This window comes from Paenibacillus sp. P13VS (genome assembly GCF_015143645.1).
GTDB classification, from domain to species: Bacteria; Bacillota; Bacilli; order Paenibacillales; family Paenibacillaceae; genus Paenibacillus; species Paenibacillus xylanilyticus_A.
Map to the genome: position 1 here is coordinate 143,118 of NZ_WYEV01000011.1, position 20,124 is coordinate 163,241.

The 20,124-nt window shown below is 48.1% G+C and carries 17 protein-coding genes, 17 tRNA genes and 2 rRNA genes; 7 read left to right on the top strand and 29 right to left on the bottom strand.

The features are described 5' to 3' along the window. Positions 1-88: 88 nt before the first annotated feature. A complete protein-coding gene (locus GUA98_RS23695) occupies positions 89-1,051 on the top strand; it encodes an N-acetylglucosamine kinase (RefSeq protein ID WP_193724592.1) in 963 nt (320 codons plus the stop codon). Positions 1,052-1,073: 22 nt separating this feature from the next. Beyond that, positions 1,074-1,979, top strand: coding sequence for an N-acetylmuramic acid 6-phosphate etherase (gene murQ, locus GUA98_RS23700; protein WP_193724593.1), 906 nt, complete (start codon positions 1,074-1,076; stop codon positions 1,977-1,979). A 158-nt stretch (positions 1,980-2,137) separates the two neighbouring features. Here the strand turns inward: murQ and GUA98_RS23705 are convergent, their stop codons facing one another. Both GUA98_RS23705 and GUA98_RS23710 read right to left on the bottom strand, forming a co-directional pair. Continuing rightward, complete coding sequence (locus tag GUA98_RS23705; RefSeq protein WP_153980521.1) at positions 2,138-2,977, bottom strand: MurR/RpiR family transcriptional regulator; 840 nt, start codon at positions 2,975-2,977, stop codon at positions 2,138-2,140. 122 nt (positions 2,978-3,099) lie between these two features. Then, positions 3,100-4,326 (bottom strand): anhydro-N-acetylmuramic acid kinase, encoded by a 1,227-nt coding sequence (locus GUA98_RS23710; RefSeq protein ID WP_193724594.1) that lies wholly within the window; start codon positions 4,324-4,326, stop codon positions 3,100-3,102. A 324-nt stretch (positions 4,327-4,650) separates the two neighbouring features. On the opposite strand from GUA98_RS23710, the gene GUA98_RS23715 reads away from it, so the two are divergent. Together GUA98_RS23715 and GUA98_RS23720 are read left to right on the top strand one after the other, a co-directional pair. Then, complete coding sequence (locus tag GUA98_RS23715) at positions 4,651-6,066, top strand: N-acetylmuramoyl-L-alanine amidase family protein (RefSeq protein WP_193724595.1); 1,416 nt, start codon at positions 4,651-4,653, stop codon at positions 6,064-6,066. 32 nt (positions 6,067-6,098) lie between these two features. Continuing rightward, entirely contained in the window at positions 6,099-6,659 is a 561-nt protein-coding gene (locus GUA98_RS23720; RefSeq protein ID WP_193724596.1) for a GerMN domain-containing protein, read from the top strand. Positions 6,660-6,807: 148 nt separating this feature from the next. Here the strand turns inward: GUA98_RS23720 and GUA98_RS23725 are convergent, their stop codons facing one another. From GUA98_RS23725 to GUA98_RS23735, 3 genes are read right to left on the bottom strand one after another with little or no spacing between them, the layout of a single operon-like run. Beyond that, positions 6,808-7,470 (bottom strand): GAP family protein, encoded by a 663-nt coding sequence (locus tag GUA98_RS23725; protein WP_153976595.1) that lies wholly within the window; start codon positions 7,468-7,470, stop codon positions 6,808-6,810. 21 nt (positions 7,471-7,491) lie between these two features. Beyond that, positions 7,492-8,262 carry a MerR family transcriptional regulator gene (locus GUA98_RS23730; RefSeq protein WP_227780035.1) on the bottom strand — a complete coding sequence of 257 codons (771 nt, stop codon included), beginning with the start codon at positions 8,260-8,262 and terminating at the stop codon, positions 7,492-7,494. 22 nt (positions 8,263-8,284) lie between these two features. Then, entirely contained in the window at positions 8,285-8,440 is a 156-nt protein-coding gene (locus GUA98_RS23735; protein ID WP_167301677.1) for a hypothetical protein, read from the bottom strand. Positions 8,441-8,601: 161 nt separating this feature from the next. Between GUA98_RS23735 and GUA98_RS23740 the strand changes: the two genes are divergently transcribed. Continuing rightward, entirely contained in the window at positions 8,602-9,282 is a 681-nt protein-coding gene (locus tag GUA98_RS23740) for a DUF4097 family beta strand repeat-containing protein (protein ID WP_153976593.1), read from the top strand. A gap of 103 nt (positions 9,283-9,385) precedes the next feature. Here GUA98_RS23740 and GUA98_RS23745 read toward each other — a convergent pair whose 3' ends face one another. The 4 genes from GUA98_RS23745 to GUA98_RS23760 form a co-directional block, all read right to left on the bottom strand. Continuing rightward, positions 9,386-10,888 (bottom strand): MBL fold metallo-hydrolase, encoded by a 1,503-nt coding sequence (locus GUA98_RS23745; protein WP_193724597.1) that lies wholly within the window; start codon positions 10,886-10,888, stop codon positions 9,386-9,388. Further along, positions 10,885-12,570, bottom strand: a complete 1,686-nt coding sequence (locus tag GUA98_RS23750; RefSeq protein ID WP_193724613.1) for an ABC transporter permease — start codon at positions 12,568-12,570, stop codon at positions 10,885-10,887. Before GUA98_RS23750 ends, GUA98_RS23745 begins: the two co-directional genes overlap by 4 nt. A 78-nt stretch (positions 12,571-12,648) precedes the next feature. Continuing rightward, positions 12,649-13,716 carry an ABC transporter substrate-binding protein gene (locus tag GUA98_RS23755; protein WP_193724598.1) on the bottom strand — a complete coding sequence of 356 codons (1,068 nt, stop codon included), beginning with the start codon at positions 13,714-13,716 and terminating at the stop codon, positions 12,649-12,651. A 73-nt stretch (positions 13,717-13,789) separates the two neighbouring features. Beyond that, entirely contained in the window at positions 13,790-14,803 is a 1,014-nt protein-coding gene (locus GUA98_RS23760; protein ID WP_193724599.1) for an ABC transporter ATP-binding protein, read from the bottom strand. A gap of 406 nt (positions 14,804-15,209) precedes the next feature. On the opposite strand from GUA98_RS23760, the gene GUA98_RS23765 reads away from it, so the two are divergent. Both GUA98_RS23765 and GUA98_RS23770 read left to right on the top strand, forming a co-directional pair. Then, positions 15,210-16,127 (top strand): LysR family transcriptional regulator, encoded by a 918-nt coding sequence (locus tag GUA98_RS23765; protein WP_193724600.1) that lies wholly within the window; start codon positions 15,210-15,212, stop codon positions 16,125-16,127. 128 nt (positions 16,128-16,255) lie between these two features. Next, a complete protein-coding gene (locus tag GUA98_RS23770) occupies positions 16,256-17,113 on the top strand; it encodes a CYTH domain-containing protein (protein ID WP_193724601.1) in 858 nt (285 codons plus the stop codon). A 206-nt stretch (positions 17,114-17,319) separates the two neighbouring features. Here the strand turns inward: GUA98_RS23770 and GUA98_RS23775 are convergent, their stop codons facing one another. The 20 genes from GUA98_RS23775 to GUA98_RS23870 all read right to left on the bottom strand — a co-directional run. Continuing rightward, positions 17,320-17,925 carry a short chain dehydrogenase gene (locus GUA98_RS23775; RefSeq protein WP_321573912.1) on the bottom strand — a complete coding sequence of 202 codons (606 nt, stop codon included), beginning with the start codon at positions 17,923-17,925 and terminating at the stop codon, positions 17,320-17,322. 186 nt (positions 17,926-18,111) lie between these two features. Then, positions 18,112-18,182, bottom strand: a tRNA-Gly gene (locus GUA98_RS23780). Between the two features lie 13 nt (positions 18,183-18,195). Then, positions 18,196-18,269 (bottom strand) — tRNA-Pro (locus tag GUA98_RS23785). 16 nt (positions 18,270-18,285) lie between these two features. Further along, positions 18,286-18,362: transfer RNA gene (locus GUA98_RS23790), tRNA-Arg, on the bottom strand. Between the two features lie 9 nt (positions 18,363-18,371). After that, positions 18,372-18,446, bottom strand: a tRNA-Gly gene (locus GUA98_RS23795). 8 nt (positions 18,447-18,454) lie between these two features. Then, positions 18,455-18,542 (bottom strand) — tRNA-Leu (locus GUA98_RS23800). 10 nt (positions 18,543-18,552) lie between these two features. Further along, a tRNA-Lys gene (locus GUA98_RS23805) sits at positions 18,553-18,628 on the bottom strand. A 9-nt stretch (positions 18,629-18,637) separates the two neighbouring features. Then, a tRNA-Gln gene (locus GUA98_RS23810) sits at positions 18,638-18,712 on the bottom strand. Positions 18,713-18,721: 9 nt separating this feature from the next. Beyond that, positions 18,722-18,797, bottom strand: a tRNA-His gene (locus GUA98_RS23815). Positions 18,798-18,883: 86 nt separating this feature from the next. Further along, a tRNA-Thr gene (locus GUA98_RS23820) sits at positions 18,884-18,959 on the bottom strand. Between the two features lie 28 nt (positions 18,960-18,987). Further along, positions 18,988-19,065, bottom strand: a tRNA-Asp gene (locus tag GUA98_RS23825). A gap of 27 nt (positions 19,066-19,092) precedes the next feature. After that, positions 19,093-19,166, bottom strand: a tRNA-Met gene (locus tag GUA98_RS23830). Between the two features lie 17 nt (positions 19,167-19,183). After that, a tRNA-Val gene (locus tag GUA98_RS23835) sits at positions 19,184-19,259 on the bottom strand. Positions 19,260-19,264: 5 nt separating this feature from the next. Then, positions 19,265-19,336 (bottom strand) — tRNA-Glu (locus GUA98_RS23840). A gap of 16 nt (positions 19,337-19,352) precedes the next feature. Next, a tRNA-Ser gene (locus tag GUA98_RS23845) sits at positions 19,353-19,444 on the bottom strand. Positions 19,445-19,447: 3 nt separating this feature from the next. Beyond that, a tRNA-Asn gene (locus GUA98_RS23850) sits at positions 19,448-19,523 on the bottom strand. Position 19,524: 1 nt separating this feature from the next. Next, a tRNA-Ala gene (locus tag GUA98_RS23855) sits at positions 19,525-19,600 on the bottom strand. 88 nt (positions 19,601-19,688) lie between these two features. Beyond that, a tRNA-Ile gene (locus tag GUA98_RS23860) sits at positions 19,689-19,765 on the bottom strand. A gap of 57 nt (positions 19,766-19,822) precedes the next feature. Further along, positions 19,823-19,939 (bottom strand): 5S ribosomal RNA (rrf, locus tag GUA98_RS23865). Positions 19,940-20,015: 76 nt separating this feature from the next. Further along, a 23S ribosomal RNA gene (locus GUA98_RS23870) occupies positions 20,016-20,124 on the bottom strand; the annotation flags it as partial.

The following is a 20,124-nucleotide window of genomic DNA, read 5'->3' on the forward strand; positions in this document are numbered from 1 at the left end:
TTTTTTAACATAAAATTTAATTTTACTTTTTCGTTTTATGCTCTTATACTATGTAAAAAGAAAACCTACGCAAGCGAGGTGAGCCAAGTTGCGAGTATATGCAGGCATTGATGGAGGCGGTACCAATACTGATGCAGCAATCATTTCTGAATCTGGTGAAGTTCTTGCCCGGTTCAGCGGCGGACCTACCAATCCACACAGCGTACCACCCGATCAGGCCATTTCAGAACTGCGGAGGGTACTGGATGGGCTGTTTAACCTAAGAACTGATTTATCGACAAATTGTGAAGGTATATGTCTTGGAATGTCAGGTGTAGACAGCGTGCAGGAGAGACAGATGATTGCTGAAGCCGTAACAGACTATACCAATCACAGTCTTCATCAGAGTGTGAAGGCTTGTCCTGTTTGGATTGTATCTGAGGGGGAGATCGCCCTTATGGCCGTACTTGGTCATACTCAGGGAGTCTTATGTATATCAGGTACAGGATCTATTGTTTATGGATTTACACCGGAAGGTGAACGATATCGTGCTGGGGGTTGGGGCCACCTGCTTGGGGATGAAGGCAGCGGCTATCGCATCGGGCAACGAGCGCTTCAGGCTGTTATGCAAAGCCATGATGGCATTCTACCCCCAACCAAACTAACCCCACTCATTTTGCAAGAGCTGGGTCTGCACTCTCCCTTTGAACTGAAGAAGAAGGTATATCAATCCGATTGGGGTAAGTCCGATACGGCATCTCTAGCCCGTCTTGCCGTTGAAGCCGGGGAACATGGCGATGAAGTTGCCAGGGCATTCATTACTGAAGAAGCAGGGCAACTGGCGAATACAGCCAAGGCTCTGATTGCCCGTCATGTCACATTTAAATCGGCTCAGGTCGTCCTGTCAGGGTCTCTGTTCCGTCACTCTGCCTTATTCCGAAGCGAATTTATACACAAACTATCGGCAACCTACGGTGAGCTCGGCTTTGTCCAGCAGGATAATGCCCCGCCTCCGGCGGTTGGTGCGGCACAGCTGGCCAAAATGCGATGTTCCCTTCATGGATCACTTTGAAAGAGATAAGGAGGCCATACTGATGAACCATATGCTTAACTCATTGCTAACGGAACAGCCTAATCCGCAGACGGATCATATAGATGAGCTGCCCTCGGCAGAGATTATGGAATTGATAAATAGGGAAGATCAACGCATTGCCGAATTAATCCAACCGCTCATCCCCGTGATTGCACGGGCGGCAGATCGAATTGTGGAAGCCTTTCAGTCGGGAGGAAGACTGTTCTATGTCGGTGCAGGAACCAGTGGCAGATTGGGGATACTTGATGCTTCGGAATGTCCACCAACTTACGGAACACCACCTTCTATGGTACAGGGCATTATCGCAGGGGGCTTTCGGGCCGTGAAGGATCCTGTGGAAGGAGCTGAGGACAGTGAATCCCAAGGCGCCTCTGATCTGAGTGAGCATGGTCTGAATAAGAATGATGTTGTGGTGGGCATTGCTGCCAGCGGGCGAACTCCCTATGTCATCGGAGCAATGAAGTATGCGAGGGAAAAAGGAGCAGGTGTCATCAGCCTGAGCAATAATGCCGGTACACCAATGACCCTCCTGGCTGATGTGAGCATTGAAGCGGTCATGGGCCCCGAGGTTGTGATGGGGTCGACTCGGATGAAGGCAGGCAGTGCACAGAAAATGATCCTGAATATGCTGACGACTACAGCCATGATCAGACTGGGCAAAGTTTACCGGAACTTCATGGTCGACCTGAACCCCTCCAACGAGAAGCTTGTCCATCGGGCCAAACGAATGATACAGCTTGCCACCGGTGCGAGTGAATCCGATATTGAACAGACCTTCACTGCCTCAGGCGGACACGTTAAAACAGCCATCGTCATGCTGATGGCAGACGTGAATGCGCTCGAAGCACGGCGCAGACTGGATCTGGCTGACGGCTTCGTTCGTACAGCTATTGCAGGGCCGTCCTGATCGAATGCAAAGAGTATGCGTTAACTCATATTTTTTTTACAGGAGCCTGATATTGATCTTGGCTCCTTTTCACTTATTTTTTACGCCCGATCAGCATCAGCATGGGTCCAAAAAAAAAATCCCTTCTGTTATATACAGTAAGGGATTTTTCCGCTTCATCATTTATGTTCCAAAATAGCCTGACGGCTCTTCTCCAGATACTCAATAGACTGGTTATAATCCCGGCTGGCAATGGCCAGGTAGAGAATATCAATTACATTCAGCTGCGCAATTCGCGAAGATGTGGCTCCACTTCGGATATCGCTTTCAGTGGAAGTAATCTTTAAGGGCACATCCGCCAGACTGCTGAGCGTGTTACTCCCCCATTTGGTAATGCTGATTGTTGCTGCTCCACCTTCGAGAGCATGCTTCAGACACGAAATGACATTTGAGGTTTCCCCCGAGTAGGAGATACATACAACGGCATCATCTTCACGAAGGGTAGTGGAAGAGGAAATTTGCATGTGAGGATCCGCAAACGAAAAGCTTGTGCGATTGATTCGCATGAACTTGTAGTGTGCATCCAGTGCAATCAGGTTCGAGGCCCCTACGCCATAGAAAAAAATCCGCTTTGCCCGGTGCAGTGCATCAACAGCCTGCTCAACCAGTCGTGGGTCCAGTATATGGACCGTGTCCTTCACCGATTGGATATTGTTTGCGGATACATGCTGAATGATGCTCTCCATCGAGTCCTGAGGACGAATCTCCGTATAGTGATATTGCTCACCCGTTTGCAAATCGCCCGCAATCTTCAGCTTCAGCTCCTGAAATCCGGATACCCCCAATGATTTGCACAGACGGATAATGGCAGCAGGGCTGCCACCGCTCCGTTCGGACAGCTGTGCCACGGAAGACTGGACCGTCTCCTGGGGATGATCAAGAATGTAGGCCCCAATCTTCCGTTCCGACGGGGTCAGGTCATCCATTAATGCGCGTAAACGTACGAGTCCACCTTTCATGCCTTCCATTCGTTCCACCTTTCCGTACTGTGTTCATGTACAAGCATTTTATCCTATAATTTCACTCGAGTCTAATCCGTAAACGCTCTTCGTCATTCTGCTGCCGGATCGTAACCTCGTATCTACAGTGTAAGGGTACCCGAAATGACAGCATGCCTGGCCCCAGTGACCTCCGGAAGTGTATTCGTTCTACCCATTAGTGCTTCATGACCCAGGAGTGCAAACCCAATAGCCTCGCGGGCATCGTCTGGGATGCCATAATCTGTGGTCCGCTCCAATCGGATACCTTTCGGAAGTCTGCTTTGAATCATTTTCATTAATGTGGCATTCGAAGTTCCCCCGCCGCAAGCGAGCATGGCCGAGATCGATACATTCGGCAGCACAAAGTCCTCTACAGCCCGCACAATGGTCTCTGCTGTCAAACAAGTGGCCGTAGCCAAAGTATCTTCCAGGGATAAGGAACGTGCAGCTGACAGGTCCATCAAACGCTCTGCATAAGCAGCACCGTAAACCTCCCGCCCGGTGCTTTTGGGAGGTATTCTTCTGAAATAATCGTCGTCCAGACACAGCTCCACCAGGTCCTGAACAGGTGTCCCCTTGGCGGCTATGCTTCCATTGGGGTCATAATGCTGTCTGCCGTTCGTTTCCTGTCGCACAATGGCATCTATCACCATGTTTCCCGGTCCTGTATCGAATGCAGAGATGCCTACTTGCGATGAAGCAGCTGGAAGCACGGTCACATTGCCAATACCGCCGATATTTTGTACCAGTCGGCCCTCTGTCGTGCTGCGAAACATAAGAGCATCCGCATATGGTGTGAGCGGTGCTCCCTCTCCGCCAGCAGCTACATCTCTTGCACGCAGATTACTGATTACCGGCAGTCCGGTCCGTTCCCGCACGACGGCCCCTTCACCGATCTGCAATGTAGATGCCACTTGAAGACTTCCCTCCGGTCCGGAAAACGCTGACGGGACCGGTGAGTGCCACACGGTTTGTCCGTGCATACTGATCGCATCCACTTGTCCAGGCGAGAGGCCTGCCGAACGAATCAGCTTCATGACACTGTGTGCGTACCATTCTGATACGCCGAAGTGTGCCGTCGTCAGGTCATCCACCCTCGCTGTTTCTGGAGAGCACAATCGAATCAATACGTTCCTCAGCTCATTGGAATATGGAACACAGATGAAATCCATCAGGCTGATATTGGCTAATGCCCCGCTGGCATCCGTCTGAATGTGTACCAGAGCTGCATCTGTCCCATCAAGGGATGTCCCGGACATGAGCCCTATGACATAATGATCTTGCTTCAAGCGATACTGTTCCCACATCGGATAGCTGCCTGTATCCATGTTTTCCTACCTCCTGCCAAACTTCATGTCCACGAATCCTGCCATAATTTCACCCAGTATATGATATAAAATTTCACAAGTCAATTATATTATGAAATTTAATTACACTTATCCATTTAACATACGTAATTCCTTTTAAAACCAGTGTAAATCAGTACAATTTCTCCATACATAAATGAAATAAATCAATAAAAGAAACATTTTTACAATTTCGTTGTTTATATAATGTAGTAAAATTATGGGAGATAAATTGTTTTTTACCGATAGAAACTCTGAATTTCCATGTCGGTGAGTTACAAGCTCTAAAAATGTTGAGGTGTATTCATGAAGAAAATAATTGTACTTATGTTTATGAGCCTGTTCTTCCTTTTTCTGTTTCCTATTCAGGTAAATGCCGCTGCAAACACGTCTAAAATCTTCTTAAATGGAGAGCAATTGTCTCTTCCGAATGACGTTCAGGTGACCATCGTCAATAAAAATGTGATGATCCCGATCCGAGTCGTTGCAGAAAATTTGAAGTTTGATGTCGACTGGAATCAACAAGCCCGTCAGGTGAAGATACAGCAAAATGAAAAAGTAATATCTCTCACCGTTGATCAGAAGCAAGCCATGGTTGCTGACAAACAGGTTACCCTGAATACGGCTCCACAAATTTTAAACCAAACGTTGGTGGTACCCATTCGTTTTGTCAGTGAACAGATGGGGCTTAGCGTAAAGTGGAACAACCAGGAGAAGATCGTATACTTAACTGGCAGCAATAATGAATCCAACGAAGCATCTGGAGATAATTCAGGAGGTAGCGACACCACGTCGTTAACCCATGTAACAGATATTGTTTTTGCCGATAATCAGCTTGTCGTGTCCATGGATGGGGAACAAGTGCAGCCTGTCATATCTACCTTGAAGAACCCGGATCGACTGGTTGTGGATCTGCCTGGAACCGTCTTTGGTGACCTGGCACAGCCGCTTGATCAGGGGTTTAATGGAAAACTGGATGTAACCGGATATCCCAATGTATCGGAAGTGAGATATTCCCTATTTAAACGAGATCCCGGGCAAGTTCGGATTGTGGTTGAATTAAACAATGTGAAGGACGTGCAGTTCGATCAAAACGTGATTGCCGGCAAGCTGCTGATCGATCTCAACGTTTCGGGGGATAGCATACCGCCCGTGCCAGTGACTCCCGTCATCGATACAGGACGCAAGGTCGTCGTGATTGATCCAGGTCATGGAGGCAGTGACCCAGGGACTATAAGTATCACCAATAAACCGGAGAAGGAATACGTTCTGGCATTGGGTCTAAAAGTACAAGCTCTTCTGCTCAATGAGCCTGATATTGATCTGGTCATGACACGTGACAGCGATACCTATCCCACACGTTCCGAGCGCGTTAAACTGGCGAATGAGTTAAATGCGGATGTCTTTGTCTCTATACACGGCAACAGTGCCACATCCTCACCTCAGGCATCAGGTACAGAAACCTTTTATTATCAGCGCAGCAGCAGCAAGGACCTGGCCAATATCATTCATGAACGCTTGGTGAAGGCTCTGGGATTCAAGGATCGGCGTGTCAAGAATGGCAACTTGCAGGTGATCCGAGAAACCACCATGCCTGCCGTGCTTCTGGAAATCGGTTTCCTGAGCAATGCGGCTGAAGAGAAGGCCATGTCATCCGAAGAAGTTCAGGCGAAAGCTGCACAAGCAATAGTTGATGGAATTAAGGAATATCTAGGGATATAAAAAATAACGTTATACCATACGGAGGATGTGATTTGTTGAAACGAAAGATGGGATACGGACTACTATTCTTGTTCATTCTTATCATGGCCGCAGGGTGTGCCCAGAAACCAGTGAGTGAATCCGGAACGAATGAACCCAACCATTCCGGAAGCGTACAGCCTTCCAACAATGGCGGGACTCAGGTTGAGCCGAACAAGGAAGAGAAGCAGACTGTTGAAGTATACTTCGCCGATACACAGGTGCTGGAACTGGAAAAAAGAGAAGTTGAGCTGGAGTTTGTAGAGACCGACGAAAAATACAAAAAAACATTTGAAGCCTTACAAAACAATGACGATACTGGACTGGTCTCTCTATGGGAAAAGGTTGAACTGCTCTCCGTCCAATCTGCCGAGGATACGTTGACTTTGGATGTGCATATCCCCGATGAAGCCAAGCTTGGCAGCAGTGGAGAATTGCTGGCCTTGGAAGCTTTAACTACAACGATGTTTCAGTTTGATGAAATAAATCAATTGGAAGTGCTTGTAGATGGTGAAGCACTGGATAGTCTGATGGGTCATTCAGAACTTGAACACCCCATTCAACGTGAACCATAAGCATGATGTTTAGCAAAGGGCGTCCCCAGGACATCCTTTACATTCCATTTCTCTTCTGTTTCGCAATCCCAATATCACGTAACTGTAATAAGAAGCTAACCTTATAGGGCCAGTCTTTGACAGCAACCTGGCCCTAATAGAGAAAACGCTATAAATAATCAAGAACATTGAAGATGAGAACCAGTCCGGCAATACACATCACCCAAGACAGTACCGAGCCGGACTGCTTTTCCAACTTATTTTGCAGCCTTTCGACTCTCTTTTGCACAGAGGAGCCCAGCCAAATATACAACATATAGATAATTATGGGGGGAGATACCATCACAAGATTATATCCAAGTAAAATGGATACCCATTCCACTGTGATTAGTCCTTCGGTCGTCATTAGACTAACCGCTGCATAATAAGGCAGGGCTGTCCCAGCTTCCAACAAGAATGTGGTCAATCCCATTGCAAGCAGACCCATAACTCCCGTAGAGCGGGGGGTGTGGTAGTTTTTATTTTTGGTATGACTCGGCTTAATAAAAAAACTGCCTGCAAAAAGCAACCCGCCCCCGATCAACAGAAACCAGCTCACTACTTTGTTTTCGAAAAAGGAAGTGAATACCTCCTTCAATATTTCAAGACCTAACATGAGCACACAGCCAAGCAAAAAATAGAGTATCATGACGGTCATGATATATATCATAAGCCTTGAGCCGAATCTTCGGTTCTCTGCGATCATCAAATACAACGTCACCCCGATAAGGGTCGGACTTAAGGTATCCAACAATGCAAATCCCCCAACGTAAACCAGCAATTCAGAATTCATTAGTCTGTAGCCCCCTACAACCTATTTGGACTCAGCACCAGATTGACCTCTCTCGTTAACCAGAAAGATATGATAGGCCTTTTCCATATAATGCAGCAGCTCCGGCTCCAATGGATATAATCCTAATTCCTCCGACGATTGGGCTGACTTCCTTGCACTCCATAATTTATCCAGGAACGCATCCTCTCCCTTGAACTGCTCCTTTTGCTTCTCCAGCATACGGCGAATGACATTCTGTACCTTTTCGGAGTCGGGAGGATCCTCCATATAGCTCTGCAACTTGCCAATAAGTGCAATCCACTCCAGGGAGTCTGGATCATTCCCTCCCATCTTGGGCAGCTTCTCCCACTGCTCTATCTCATCGCTGCTAAACATACCTTCTCTAAAAGAATGCCGTTTAACCGTACTATGCTTGGTCAACCGAATCAGTTTCTGAACGGCTTCCCCCTGATCCCCTTCTTCAACAATAAGACTATGAATCAATTCCCTTAAGGACGATTCCATGGAGCGCAACCGTTCCTGTTCCTCCATAATGTAAGCCAACTGGCCCCTCAAGCCTTGCTCCCAATTCCATTTAGGATCAGTGAGGATATCCTGAATCTCTTTCAATGAGTACCCCAGGCTTTTGAAAAATTGAATTTGCTGAAGCTTTCTCATATCCTCTTGCACGTATAGTCGATGCCCACCATCTGTCTTGGAGGCCGGATTCAGCAGTCCAATGGAGTCATAATATCGCAAGGTTCTAACCGTGATACCTGTCTTGCGAGCAAGATCCTTGATATGGATATACAAGGGCCCAGCACCTCCCACACATTCATGTATCCCTATTTTTCTCATTTAACAACGCATACTTCAACAAATAGCCCACTCCTAACCCAATCAAAACTCCCGGCAATATACTGTCTAAGGTCAGGCCTATCCCTGCCCCGATAATAACACAACTGTATATAAGAATATCTTCGGTTTTCATCGTTAACCTCCTTTTAGGATCGTCGGATTCAAGATAGCGTTCATTATACAAGTTGACGTAACGTCAGCTTCAAGCTTTATTTTTTGTGATAGGGCTTGATCCTGACGTTGCGTCAGTGTGTAAAATTAAGCCCTAACGAATACTGAAAATGAGGTGAATGAATGAGAACGTCACATATAATGGTTTTATCACGTGGTATTGTTCTGTTATCTATCGTTCTATTACTGAGCTCGTGCCAAGGAAGTGCTGTTACAGGTACACAGAGCGTATCCCTTGAATCCGTGGACACCATATGTATTGAAAACGGTAGTACTCCGGTAGTTATCGAATCCGCAAAGGAACTAAAATCAATGGAAGTCTCGATCACAGCTTACGATGGTAAGCCTGTCATTAATATCGATCAAGACGAGCAGCTAATAAAAGTTTCTATGAATAATCATGCTTTTCGGATTTTCAATATTATGAACAAGCCTTCGATCCAGATTAGAGTCCCTATGGATTACACAGGTAATCTACAGGTCATAAGTTCCTCCGGAAGAGTAACAGCCAATCATATACGATCTGACTTATCGATTAAAGGGAAAAGCGGTTCTATTCAGTTAAATATGGATAATATTCGTTCAAATCTACAGATCGCTTCCACTAGCGGAACTGTTACGTTAAATCTTGGCGATAAGAATCCTGATGTGAACTGGGTGTTGAAATCAAAAAGCGGGAGGCGCTCCCATGCAATGGACTTGAAGAACATAATTGAAGAAAGACACTCGTCACGGGGAATGACAGGAAAGGGGACACATTCTGTGGAGATAGAAACAACTTCAGGCAATATAGCTGTGAATTGAGGCAAATTGATTTACTTATTTACTTCCCCTTCCCCGGGGATTTCTGTGTAAAAATAAAAAAGAGACGCCTATAAAAGCATCTCTAATTCGTTGTGCATCTACTCTAAAAAAACAACTCATCTCCAGGAGAGAGCGAATAAACTGCTCCTGAACTTTGACATGTTATGGACAAGCCCTCTCTCAATCTGTCCGTCTCGGCCTTATCTGCATGCACAAGCAAGGTATGCCGAGCAGGCAGCCGCTGCAGCATTCTCTCGACATCCAGCCAGCCTTGATGCACTTTATAACGAATCTTCTGCACCTCACAGATCCCATACTCCGCCGGATTCTGTGCTAGCTGCTGTGCAAAAGTGCCCACAGCCGCATGCCCGGTGAGCAGGATCAGGTTTTCAACACTCGCCGCCAGCTGGCTATAGTACCAACGGGCAAGGGAAGATTGCATCATGCCGTCGGGAATAAACCATAGGGAAGCACCATATTGATTCAGCAGTCGCCCCCGATCCTCCTGACTTTTGGGCAAATGCCAGGATTGTCCCTTTAGAAATCGTTCAATGGCGCCCGTTAACAGACCCTCGAGATGTGTTCCCTGTTCTCTTAGCCAGTACGGGACACGCAACAGCTGCTTCATGCCATCTACTAGCCCCTGTTCAACGATCATCGGAACGCCAGGGAACTGCTGATGTGCCCACAGTATGATCTCTTGACCACGGCCTACCGAAGGCATTGGTAAAAGCACCTTACCACCCCGAGCAATGGTCTGGCGTATGGCACGGTCCAATTGTTCCAGCTTGTCTGCCTGCGTATCCCGGTCCGTTCCATATGCAGCATCCACAATCGCCAGATCCAACGGCTGATTCAAGCCGCTCTTTGTTAACAAAGGAGTCATGGATATCTTGGAAATTTCAGAATTCTCAGTTGCTATCGCTAGTTCCACCCGCGGTTCTCCAGCAAATGGTATGCCATCACTAACAGCCAAGCCTTGAGTCAATCGTGAATGATTTATACGGCTGCTTTTGTGCTCCCTGCCCCTGAACAGGCTTGCCAATCTCAGCGCCTCTGCCGCACAATCTTCCTGTAAAAGCATGGACTCGGACGTATAGTCCCCGGAATAGAAGATCCGTTTACCCTCCATCTCAAGTGCAAACCATACCGATCCTGCAAGGTGACCACTGCGTCCCCATAACACGTGCAGACCAGGAATCATCTCGAACCAGATCCCAGGCTTCGCCTGATCCTCCAGATACCTGTAACGTATGGACTCCACGTCTGTCTCCTCATAGGGAAGATCATGTCCTGCACGCTCCAGATTGCTGCGCCACGCCCGGAAATAGGTATTCAGCTGCTCCCTTGTCTCACGTGTCGTCCATACTTCACCCTGATAGCCCATTTTATACAATAAAGGAATAGCAACGGAATGATCCTCATGCGCGTGGGACAGCAGAACAGCATCCAGTGTTGATACAAGTTCGGGCTGGATAAGCGGGTATGCTCCCGCTCCTTCTTTTTTCACGCCACAATCCATTAAAATGTGAGTTCTGTTTCCGCTCAAGAGATAGGCGGAGCGGCCATGCTCCCCTGCCCCGCCCCATATGTTCAGTTTGATCATGATGCATTCCACTTTCTCTTTGAATTCAGTAGTTCAATGCCGAGCAGCATCAGTACGGTCATGCCGACCGTTACAACCGCCATGGCCATTCCGAGCGAGACCTGACCTTGTTCAAACTGGGCAAAGATATATGTTGCCGACGTCTGCATGGACGGCGGGAGAATCAACAATGAGCCTACGAGCTCGCGTGTAGCAATGGTGAATGTCATCATCCAACCGGCCAGCATGCCGGGAATGATGAGCGGCACAAGAATGCGCCGAAGGATATACAGCGGCTTTCCGCCAAACACCTGACCTGCCTGAAACAAAGTACCATCAATCTGAGTAAAGCTCGATTTTACGTATTGCACCGTATATGGCAAAAACAGTACGACATACGTCAGAACCACCATCCCGTACGTGTTATACAGGGTGACAGGCATCCAAGGTGAATTCCAGAACAGGATCAGACCCACAACCATGACAATGCCGGGTACGGTGTTGGGAAGCAGGCTAAACAGATCAATGACTCGCTGCATGAATGAGGATGACTTGCCAATCGCCAGGGCAAAACCTGTACCAATCACAACCGCAACGGTGGAAGCGGCGAGGGATAATCCCAGGCTGTTTCCGATGGCTTTCATGCTAACCGAGCCCCAAGAGAGCAGATCCCGATAGTGATCCAGTGTTACATTGTCCAGAGACAATCCGGCCCCGCGCAGCTTCATCGTCGACGCCGCAATAATGGAGAAGTACGGAATCCCCACGGAGAGAATGAGAAGTACCGCGAGATACAGACCGCATAGCCAGCCTGCTCCCCCGCGAAGGGAATACCGTTTGGACCGCTGTCCTTTGCCTCCCACTAGACGGTACGTGAATTTACGACTCATAGCAGACTGCATGTACCACATGACGAGACATACGGATAACAAGACCGATGCCAGTGAGGTGGCCTTACCGAAGTCAATCGGCCAACTGGAGATATATTTGTGGATCTCCGAGGTCATGACATAGTATCCGATGCGGCGGCCGAAGGTGGCCGGAGTTCCGAATTCCGCAATCGTTTTAACGAAAACAAGCATAATCCCCATCCCGTAGGAAGATAACAGTAAGGGTAATATAATGCGTCTGAACCGATAGCCTGCTGGTGCTCCGTGCACTGATCCTGCTTCTTCGAGATTGCCGCCAATGCGAATCAGTGCATCCCGCAGCAGCAAGTATAGAAATGGGAATAGATGCAGGCTCATAATCAGCACCATGCCCCAGAAACTGAAGAAGAGTTCGCTCCATTTCTCAGCTGATGACACCCACTGCTGCAGGTATCCTCCTTTTTGCATAAACAAAATCCAGCCCATGGAGCCGATATACGGAGGTGTCATGAACGGAATCATCAGGATCACATCCACCCAGCGGTGCTGGCCCATTCGGGTCTTGGCCATCATCCAAGCCAGCGGCAGGGCCAGCAAGGTGGTGACGGTAACAACGCAGATGCCAAGCCAGACAGAATTGAGCAGCACACCCGACAAATGATGACCAGTAATCGTCCGGATCGGAGCCATCCAGTCCCATTGTCCATCCGGATACACGCTCTGCCAGAAAATCAGCAGCAAGGGTACGCCAATACTTATAGTCAGCAGAAAGAGGGCCAGAATCACGCCCACTCTCCGAAAAATACGGTTGTTGTCCAGTACAACAGGTTTCACTGATTTCACCTCACATGACTTCCACCAAAACACGCGTCACACGTGTTGCCGAATGTTCTTCAATATGTTTCAGCAGTCTTATTTGAAAATCTCGGAGAAACGAGCCGCTGTTTCATCACCGTGTTCACTCATCCAGTTCCAGTCCACTTTCAGCTGAGGAATATCTTTCAGATTGGCCCGGTTGGTCGCTTCAATATCTTCACGGCCCGGGATCAGGTACGCATCGGCAACCAGCTTCTGTGCTTCATCGGACAATAGATAGTCGATAAACGCCTTGGCGTTTTCTACATTCGGGCTTGATTTCAGGATGGCAGCCGGTCTTGGGCTGATTACAGTCCCTTCTTCTGGATATACGATATCTAGTGGTTCACCTTTATCCTTGGAGGAATAGGCCATGTAATCAACACCTGCTGCAACGATGCTTTTAGCTCCCGTAATTACCGGATCAAGAGCTTCCTGGTTCGCACCTGCCATGGCGACACCGTTCGCTTTGTAGCTGTCCAGCAGATCCCATCCTTGGTCACCTTTCACACTCAGGTACCCTGTAATGAAGTCCAGTGCAGAGCCAGACAACGTTGGATCCGGGATATTTACAGCATCTTTCCAGGCTGGTGTAGCGAGTTCAGCCCAGCTCGTCGGTGGCGTAGACACCAGCTTGGTGTTGTACACAATTCCGAGTGCTGAAGCACTTGAACTGAAATAGTTACCTTCTGCATCTGACCAGTCCTTGTTCAGCTTGTCGGCATTGGCTGCTTCAGGATATGGGAGCGTCAAACCGTCAGCCTTGAGTGCCTGTGCCGAAGGCAAAGAGGCAAGAATAACTACATCGGCCACAGGGTTGGATTTTTCTGCCTCCATACGGGCGAGAATTTTACCGGTTGTTCCCTGGAACATCTCTACTTCAATCCCTGTTTTAGCTGTAAACCCGCTCACGATATTATCTGCCAGCTTTTGCGGCCCTGCACTATACAACACCAGTTTGCCGCCTGCTGTTTCGGTTGGTTGTGCTGCTGCAGCACTGCCTTCTCCCGCAGATTGTCCTGCGTTTCCAGCGGTAGAATTCGTACTACATCCGAACAAGCTGATGCTCATCACCGCTGTTAACAGCAGCAATGCGCTTTTTTTCCGTGTTTTCATTCCCAACATCACATTCCATCTCCCTTGGTTATATGTTTTTTCGAGTAAACTTAAACTTCTTCTCATTTCCTCATTCAAGCTTCTAGTTTGCTGCAGCTATAACTTCCCGCTTCGCATCCATGCGATCCTGCCCGTTCATACGGCAGATACGCTCCGGCGAGATATACAGCTGAACCTGCTCGCCTACGCGAACTCTTCGATCCAGGTAAGCCGTCCATATGCCTAGCCCTTCCATTTGAACCCGGATTTCATAACGCTCCCCTACATAGCTGACACTCAGTACCGTGGCCTGATAACGCAGGTCGTCATGACTTATCCTGTTCCAGGTCACATGCTCCGGCCGTACCATGGACTGATTAGGTGCTAACCAGTTGGATTTGCCGATAAACGAAGCAACGAATGGATCGCTTGGCGAGGAGTAGATCGTCTCGGGGCTACCTTTTTGCAATATCCGCCCCTTCTCCATGACCACAATCTCATCCGACATCGACATCGCCTCCACCTGATCGTGAGTGACATATAGTGCGGTTAGCCCCATATCCCGAACGAGGGACATCATCTCAATCCGCATTTCTTCCCGCAGTACAGCATCGAGTGCACTAAGTGGTTCATCGAACAGAATAACACCAGGTCTTACGGCTACCGCTCTGGCAAAAGCAACCCGCTGCTGCTGTCCACCGGACAGCTGATGAGGATAACGATCTTCCATGCCTTGCAGGCGAACCATGCTAAGTGCTTCGGTTACCTTCTGCCGTAAATTTGCTTTCTGCTTTCCGGCTCTCAAGCCAAATGCCACATTTTCATATACCGTCATATGCGGCCATAATGCAAAATCCTGAAACACCATGCCCAGATTACGCTTATGGGTAGGTACATCAATCCGCTTGGCTGCTGAAAAGATGCACTGATCACCCGCAACAATCTCTCCCGCATCCGGCTGCTCCAGTCCGGCAAGCATCCGCAGTAATGTTGTTTTTCCGCAGCCTGATGGACCAAGCAGCGTTGTAAACTGACCATGCTGAAGCGTGAGATCCGTAGGCAATAGTGCAGGCGTGCGATTGAATGATTTTTGAACTCCTGAAATCTCCATTTTCATAAGCATCCCTGCCTGTCTTCTTGTACTGTACTCAGTCTAACTCCCGCTCTCGCGAGTTGTATGTTTGGAATGTAAAAATGAAATTAACTTTTTAGATGAATTCTGTTGATGTTCATAGATTAAATCTATATAAGGTGATTCAAATTAATTTTTCATTTGGTTGCACAGATTACAGCACCATCTTCCGATCGCTGTTCATTGTTATCCCCGAATTTCCTTGATCCCCTTTTCGAAGGGAGACATCAGGAGATCAAGGCGAAGTGTATGCTTCCGAAGTAGCTTTTTTTCAGAAAGGGTTTAGCTTCGCTTTCTCAGATTGGTCCTGTACTCTCCGTGTTTATGAAAACAAGCATTAAATCATCTTCTATTATGGAGGCCCTGGATAAGGGAGAGGAGTGTGAATTCGTTGAATTTGATTAAACTGCAAATTGTAGAGCTGATTGACAAGCATCATCACATGACCAGTGTCGCAGAGATTTTGGGCATTAAGCAGCCCACGGTTACGTTTCATATGAAATCCCTGGAGGAAGAGATGGGAGTGCGATTATTCGAATCGCGCAGCGGGAAGACGTTCCTAACGGAGGCTGGACAGGCCCTGCTTCATTATTCTGTTAAAATCAATGCCCTGACCCAGGAGGCCCGCCGGGTAGTCCAAGAATACGACAGCCTCTACCGGGGCACGCTTCACATTGGGGCGAGTTATGTACCTGCAACCTATCTGCTGCCTCCGATGCTAAATACATTCTCACAAGAGTTTCCCGGTATTCGAATTGTGTTATCGGTCAAACCATCGCCTGTCATTCGCGAGATGTTAATGCGGCACCAGATTGATCTGGGAGTCATCTCTTCTGAACCGTTTGTTGGTCCGATCCTTCAAGCCGATCCGCTATGCGCAGATGATCTGGTATTAATCTGTGCTCCTCAGCATGCTCTGGCTAGTAGAGAAGTGCTTGAACCTGACCACATTTCTCAGATTCCCTTCGCCCTCCATGGGAACGAATCAAGCACTCGCCGTTTGACCAACCAATGGTTGGAACAACATGCCGTGCGGCTTCGCAGTACGGTAGAGATGGATTCACTCGAGGCAATCAAGCAGCTGGTTCTGCTTGGTGGTCATATTTCATTCATGTCGCGCATGGCCGTTCAGTGGGAGGAGCAGCATGGCTTGATTCAAGTTCTGCCCATTCCCGGGGAACAAGCCCCTAGGCATATATACACGGTCCATAATAAGGATCGACATCCTTCGGTTCAAATGAATCGGTTCAAGGAAGTTCTTCAAGAAGGAGTCTCGGGCTCCCCTTCATTTCTTGGCTTGATCCCATAAAAACTCTCGTTCGCCATTCATCAAATCTATGCAGGGTTAACGCAATGCTTGTCCAACGTTAATCACTTTCATATACTCGGGCGCTAAAGTGGGTCTGTACATTAATCCAGCCTAGGGAGTGATTGGTTTTGAAAAAGTGGAAAAAGGTAACAACCTCATTGATGCTGAGTATCGTCACATTGGGGAGCAGTCTGGCATTCCAGGCACCCCAGGCTTCAGCGGCTGCCAATGCCGTACCTGCCTACGAAGTGAAGTTTCTGGCTAAACCGGAGCTGGTATTGAACTCGAATGGAACGCCTCGCAGTGAAGTTATTCAGACGTTGTCCCTGGATTCTACACCGAGAAACATCAGCGCTGAGTACTTTGACACCAATGCTCTGAATCTGAACCAAGCGGGATGGGATGTCCGTTTCCGGAAGAAGGATGACAAAAACAACTATGAATTGACCTACAAAAAGCGCTATCCCGTAATTAACGGTGACATTAACGCTGCACTGACCTTGGCTAATCAAGAGGGATTTGATGCATCAGATGATAACTATGAGGCTGAGATCGATTGGGGTTATGGCAAACAAACGCTGAGCTTCTCCAATACCAAAAAGGTGGATACCAAAGCTACAGGCGTGCAGCTTCCTTCCGAGAAGGATGCGCTCGATATGCTCCTGGACAAGCTGCCAGGCAAACTGAAAAACTGGTCCTCTTCCAACTGGGGTAAACAAACGCTCTCACAATCCCGTGCTCACGGCCCTGTAACGTTCCAACGCTATGCAGGTACATGGAATGGACAAGAGCTGTCGTTTGAGGTATGGCCTATTCGCAACGCAGATGGGACAGGTTTCGAGAATCTTGTAGAGGTTTCTTTCAAAACCGAAGATGCTGCAGCTGTATCCGGCCTGCGTACCGAGCTGCTGCAAGTGTTGGAAAGCAACAACTGGCTTATACCTGCCGATGGCCTGAAGACTCAAACGATTTTGGAAAGATACTAATCGCCTGGAATTGCAAAGCATAGATATAATCAAAAGGACATTAGCAGGTTTATCCTGTTAATGTCCTTTGTTATTTTTACTTTGGGTGTATCCTAAGTAATATCATCCTATTTTAGCAAGCTTAGTTTTATGGAGATCAACTAGATGCTGCCTGCATTAAACTTTCTGACGATTCAACGATGAATTGATCAGCCTACTCTGAATATTTAGTATACTTTAAAGGTTTGTGCCGTTTCGATGCCCAGCGCACTTTGAATAAACGTATTAGCCACTCGTTCCACAGGTACCGGGTTAAAACCAATGAAAAAGTCTCTATATTTCTCAGCAGACTCTTCAAACAAATTAGGGCTGACCGAATTCAGACGAATACCTCTTGGCAATTCGTAGGCTGCCGCTTTGGTAAACGCATCGATTGCTCCGTTGGCCATAGCACTAGAAGCACCTTGTGCAATAGGATGATCCTTGATAATACCACTAACCAGCGTGAAACTCCCATTGTCATTGACATAGTGTTGACCAATCAACACGATATTGACCTGGCCCAGCAATTTGCTCTGTACACTAATCATGTTGTTCTCAGGGGTCAGCTCTTCCAGTCTGGCATAATGTGTCTGCCCAGCCGCGACAATGACATAATCAATGCTTTGCACAGCTTCAAAAAGAGCCTTAATACTGTCTGTTGAGGTCATATCGACCTGATAATCACCTGAGCTTCTGCCTGCTGTAACCACTTCTACAGACAGCTCATTCAACTTGGCAACAATCGCCTTTCCTAACGTTCCATGTCCTCCAATAACAAGTGCTCTTTTCACACGATTCCTCCTCTTTAAGTCCGAACCATTTTTACCCATAATATTCCTCTATCTACCTATTTAAACAAAATCATTCGGCAAGAGCAAGTTACTACATTCTGAGCTGTTCATATAAGATGAGGTACATATGAGAGTATAAATAGAAAAATAAAAAAACCTCCTGCACAAGGCAAGAGGCTTACTGTAAGCGGGTGATGGGAATCGAACCCACGCTATTAGCTTGGAAGGCTAAAGTTCTACCATTGAACTACACCCGCATAATGATAAAAATCGGGATGACACGATTTGAACATGCGACCCCCTGGTCCCAAACCAGGTGCTCTACCAAGCTGAGCTACATCCCGATATTAATGGAAATAATGGCGCGCCCTGAGAGATTCGAACTCCCGGCCTTTTGATTCGTAGTCAAACGCTCTATCCAGCTGAGCTAAGGGCGCATATATTATTGGAGCGGACGACGGGAATCGAACCCGCGACCCTCGCCTTGGCAAGGCGATGCTCTACCGCTGAGCCACGTCCGCAGAATATATGGTGCGGTCGAGAGGACTCGAACCTCCACGGGGGGTTAGCCCACACGGACCTGAACCGTGCGCGTCTGCCAATTCCGCCACGACCGCAAAATATAAATGGTGAGTCATGAAGGGCTCGAACCTTCGACACCCTGATTAAAAGTCAGGTGCTCTACCAACTGAGCTAATGACTCTTAATAAAATGGCTGGGGATATAGGATTTGAACCTATGCATGACGGAGTCAAAGTCCGTTGCCTTACCGCTTGGCTAATCCCCAATAAAATCATGGGGCGATTGAGGGGAATTGAACCCCCGAATGCCGGATCCACAAACCGGTGCGTTAACCACTTCGCCACAATCGCCATAATTCAACCTGAGAGTATCTCAGTATTCCCATCCTTGTCTATAATATACATTCTACTATAGATTAAGATGTGAAGGTATTAAATGGTGCCGGCGAGAGGACTTGAACCCCCAACCTACTGATTACAAGTCAGTTGCTCTACCAGTTGAGCTACACCGGCACGGTGTAAAGTGTGGAATTTATTAAAATGGCGGAACCGACGGGATTCGAACCCGCGATCTCCTGCGTGACAGGCAGGCATGTTAGGCCAACTACACCACGGTTCCAGATCACTTTCTGTTAGGAAAGTATAATTGCGGGGGCAGGATTTGAACCTGCGGCCTTCGGGTTATGAGCCCGACGAGCTACCGGGCTGCTCCACCCCGCGTCGTTATAAAAGTTATATGGTGGAGGCTGAGGGGCTCGAACCCCCGACCCTCTGCTTGTAAGGCAGATGCTCTCCCAGCTGAGCTAAGCCTCCATATATGACCCGTAGGGGATTCGAACCCCTGTTACCTCCGTGAAAGGGAGGTGTCTTAACCCCTTGACCAACGGGCCTTACTAAAAAATCTTCTGGCGGAGAGAGAGGGATTCGAACCCTCGAGACGCTTGTGGCGCCTACACGATTTCCAATCGTGCTCCTTCGGCCAACTCGGACACCTCTCCATATGGCTCCCCGAACAGGACTCGAACCTGTGACAACTCGATTAACAGTCGAGTGCTCTACCAACTGAGCTATCAGGGAATGGTGGAGCCAAGCGGGATCGAACCGCTGACCTCCTGCTTGCAAGGCAGGCGCTCTCCCAGCTGAGCTATGGCCCCATGTTTGTTTACCCCACAAAGTGAAGTATAGCTTCGAGGTTTATTCCGATTACTTTCCGGGGACCCCGTGAATTTCATAAAACTTGTATGGTGGGCCCTGGTGGACTCGAACCACCGACCTCACCCTTATCAGAGGTGCGCTCTAACCAACTGAGCTAAGGGCCCGTATATAAATCCCTTTTCCTCTACGAGGGGGGCAAAAAAAATACCCCAAAGGGAATCGCTTGGCAGCGTCCTACTCTCCCAGGACCCTTCGGTCCAAGTACCATCGGCGCTAGAGGGCTTAACGGTCGTGTTCGGGATGGGTACGTGTGGAACCCCTCCGCCATCGCCACCAAACGATGCTGCTATACGCTCAGAGATCATTCTCTGAAAACTAGATCCGAAACGAAACCTGCGACTTAAAACCTGCAATTTGGATAAGCCCTCGACCGATTAGTACTGGTCAGCTCCATGCATTACTGCACTTCCACCCCCAGCCTATCTACCTCGTCGTCTTCAAGGGGTCTTACATACTGGGAAAT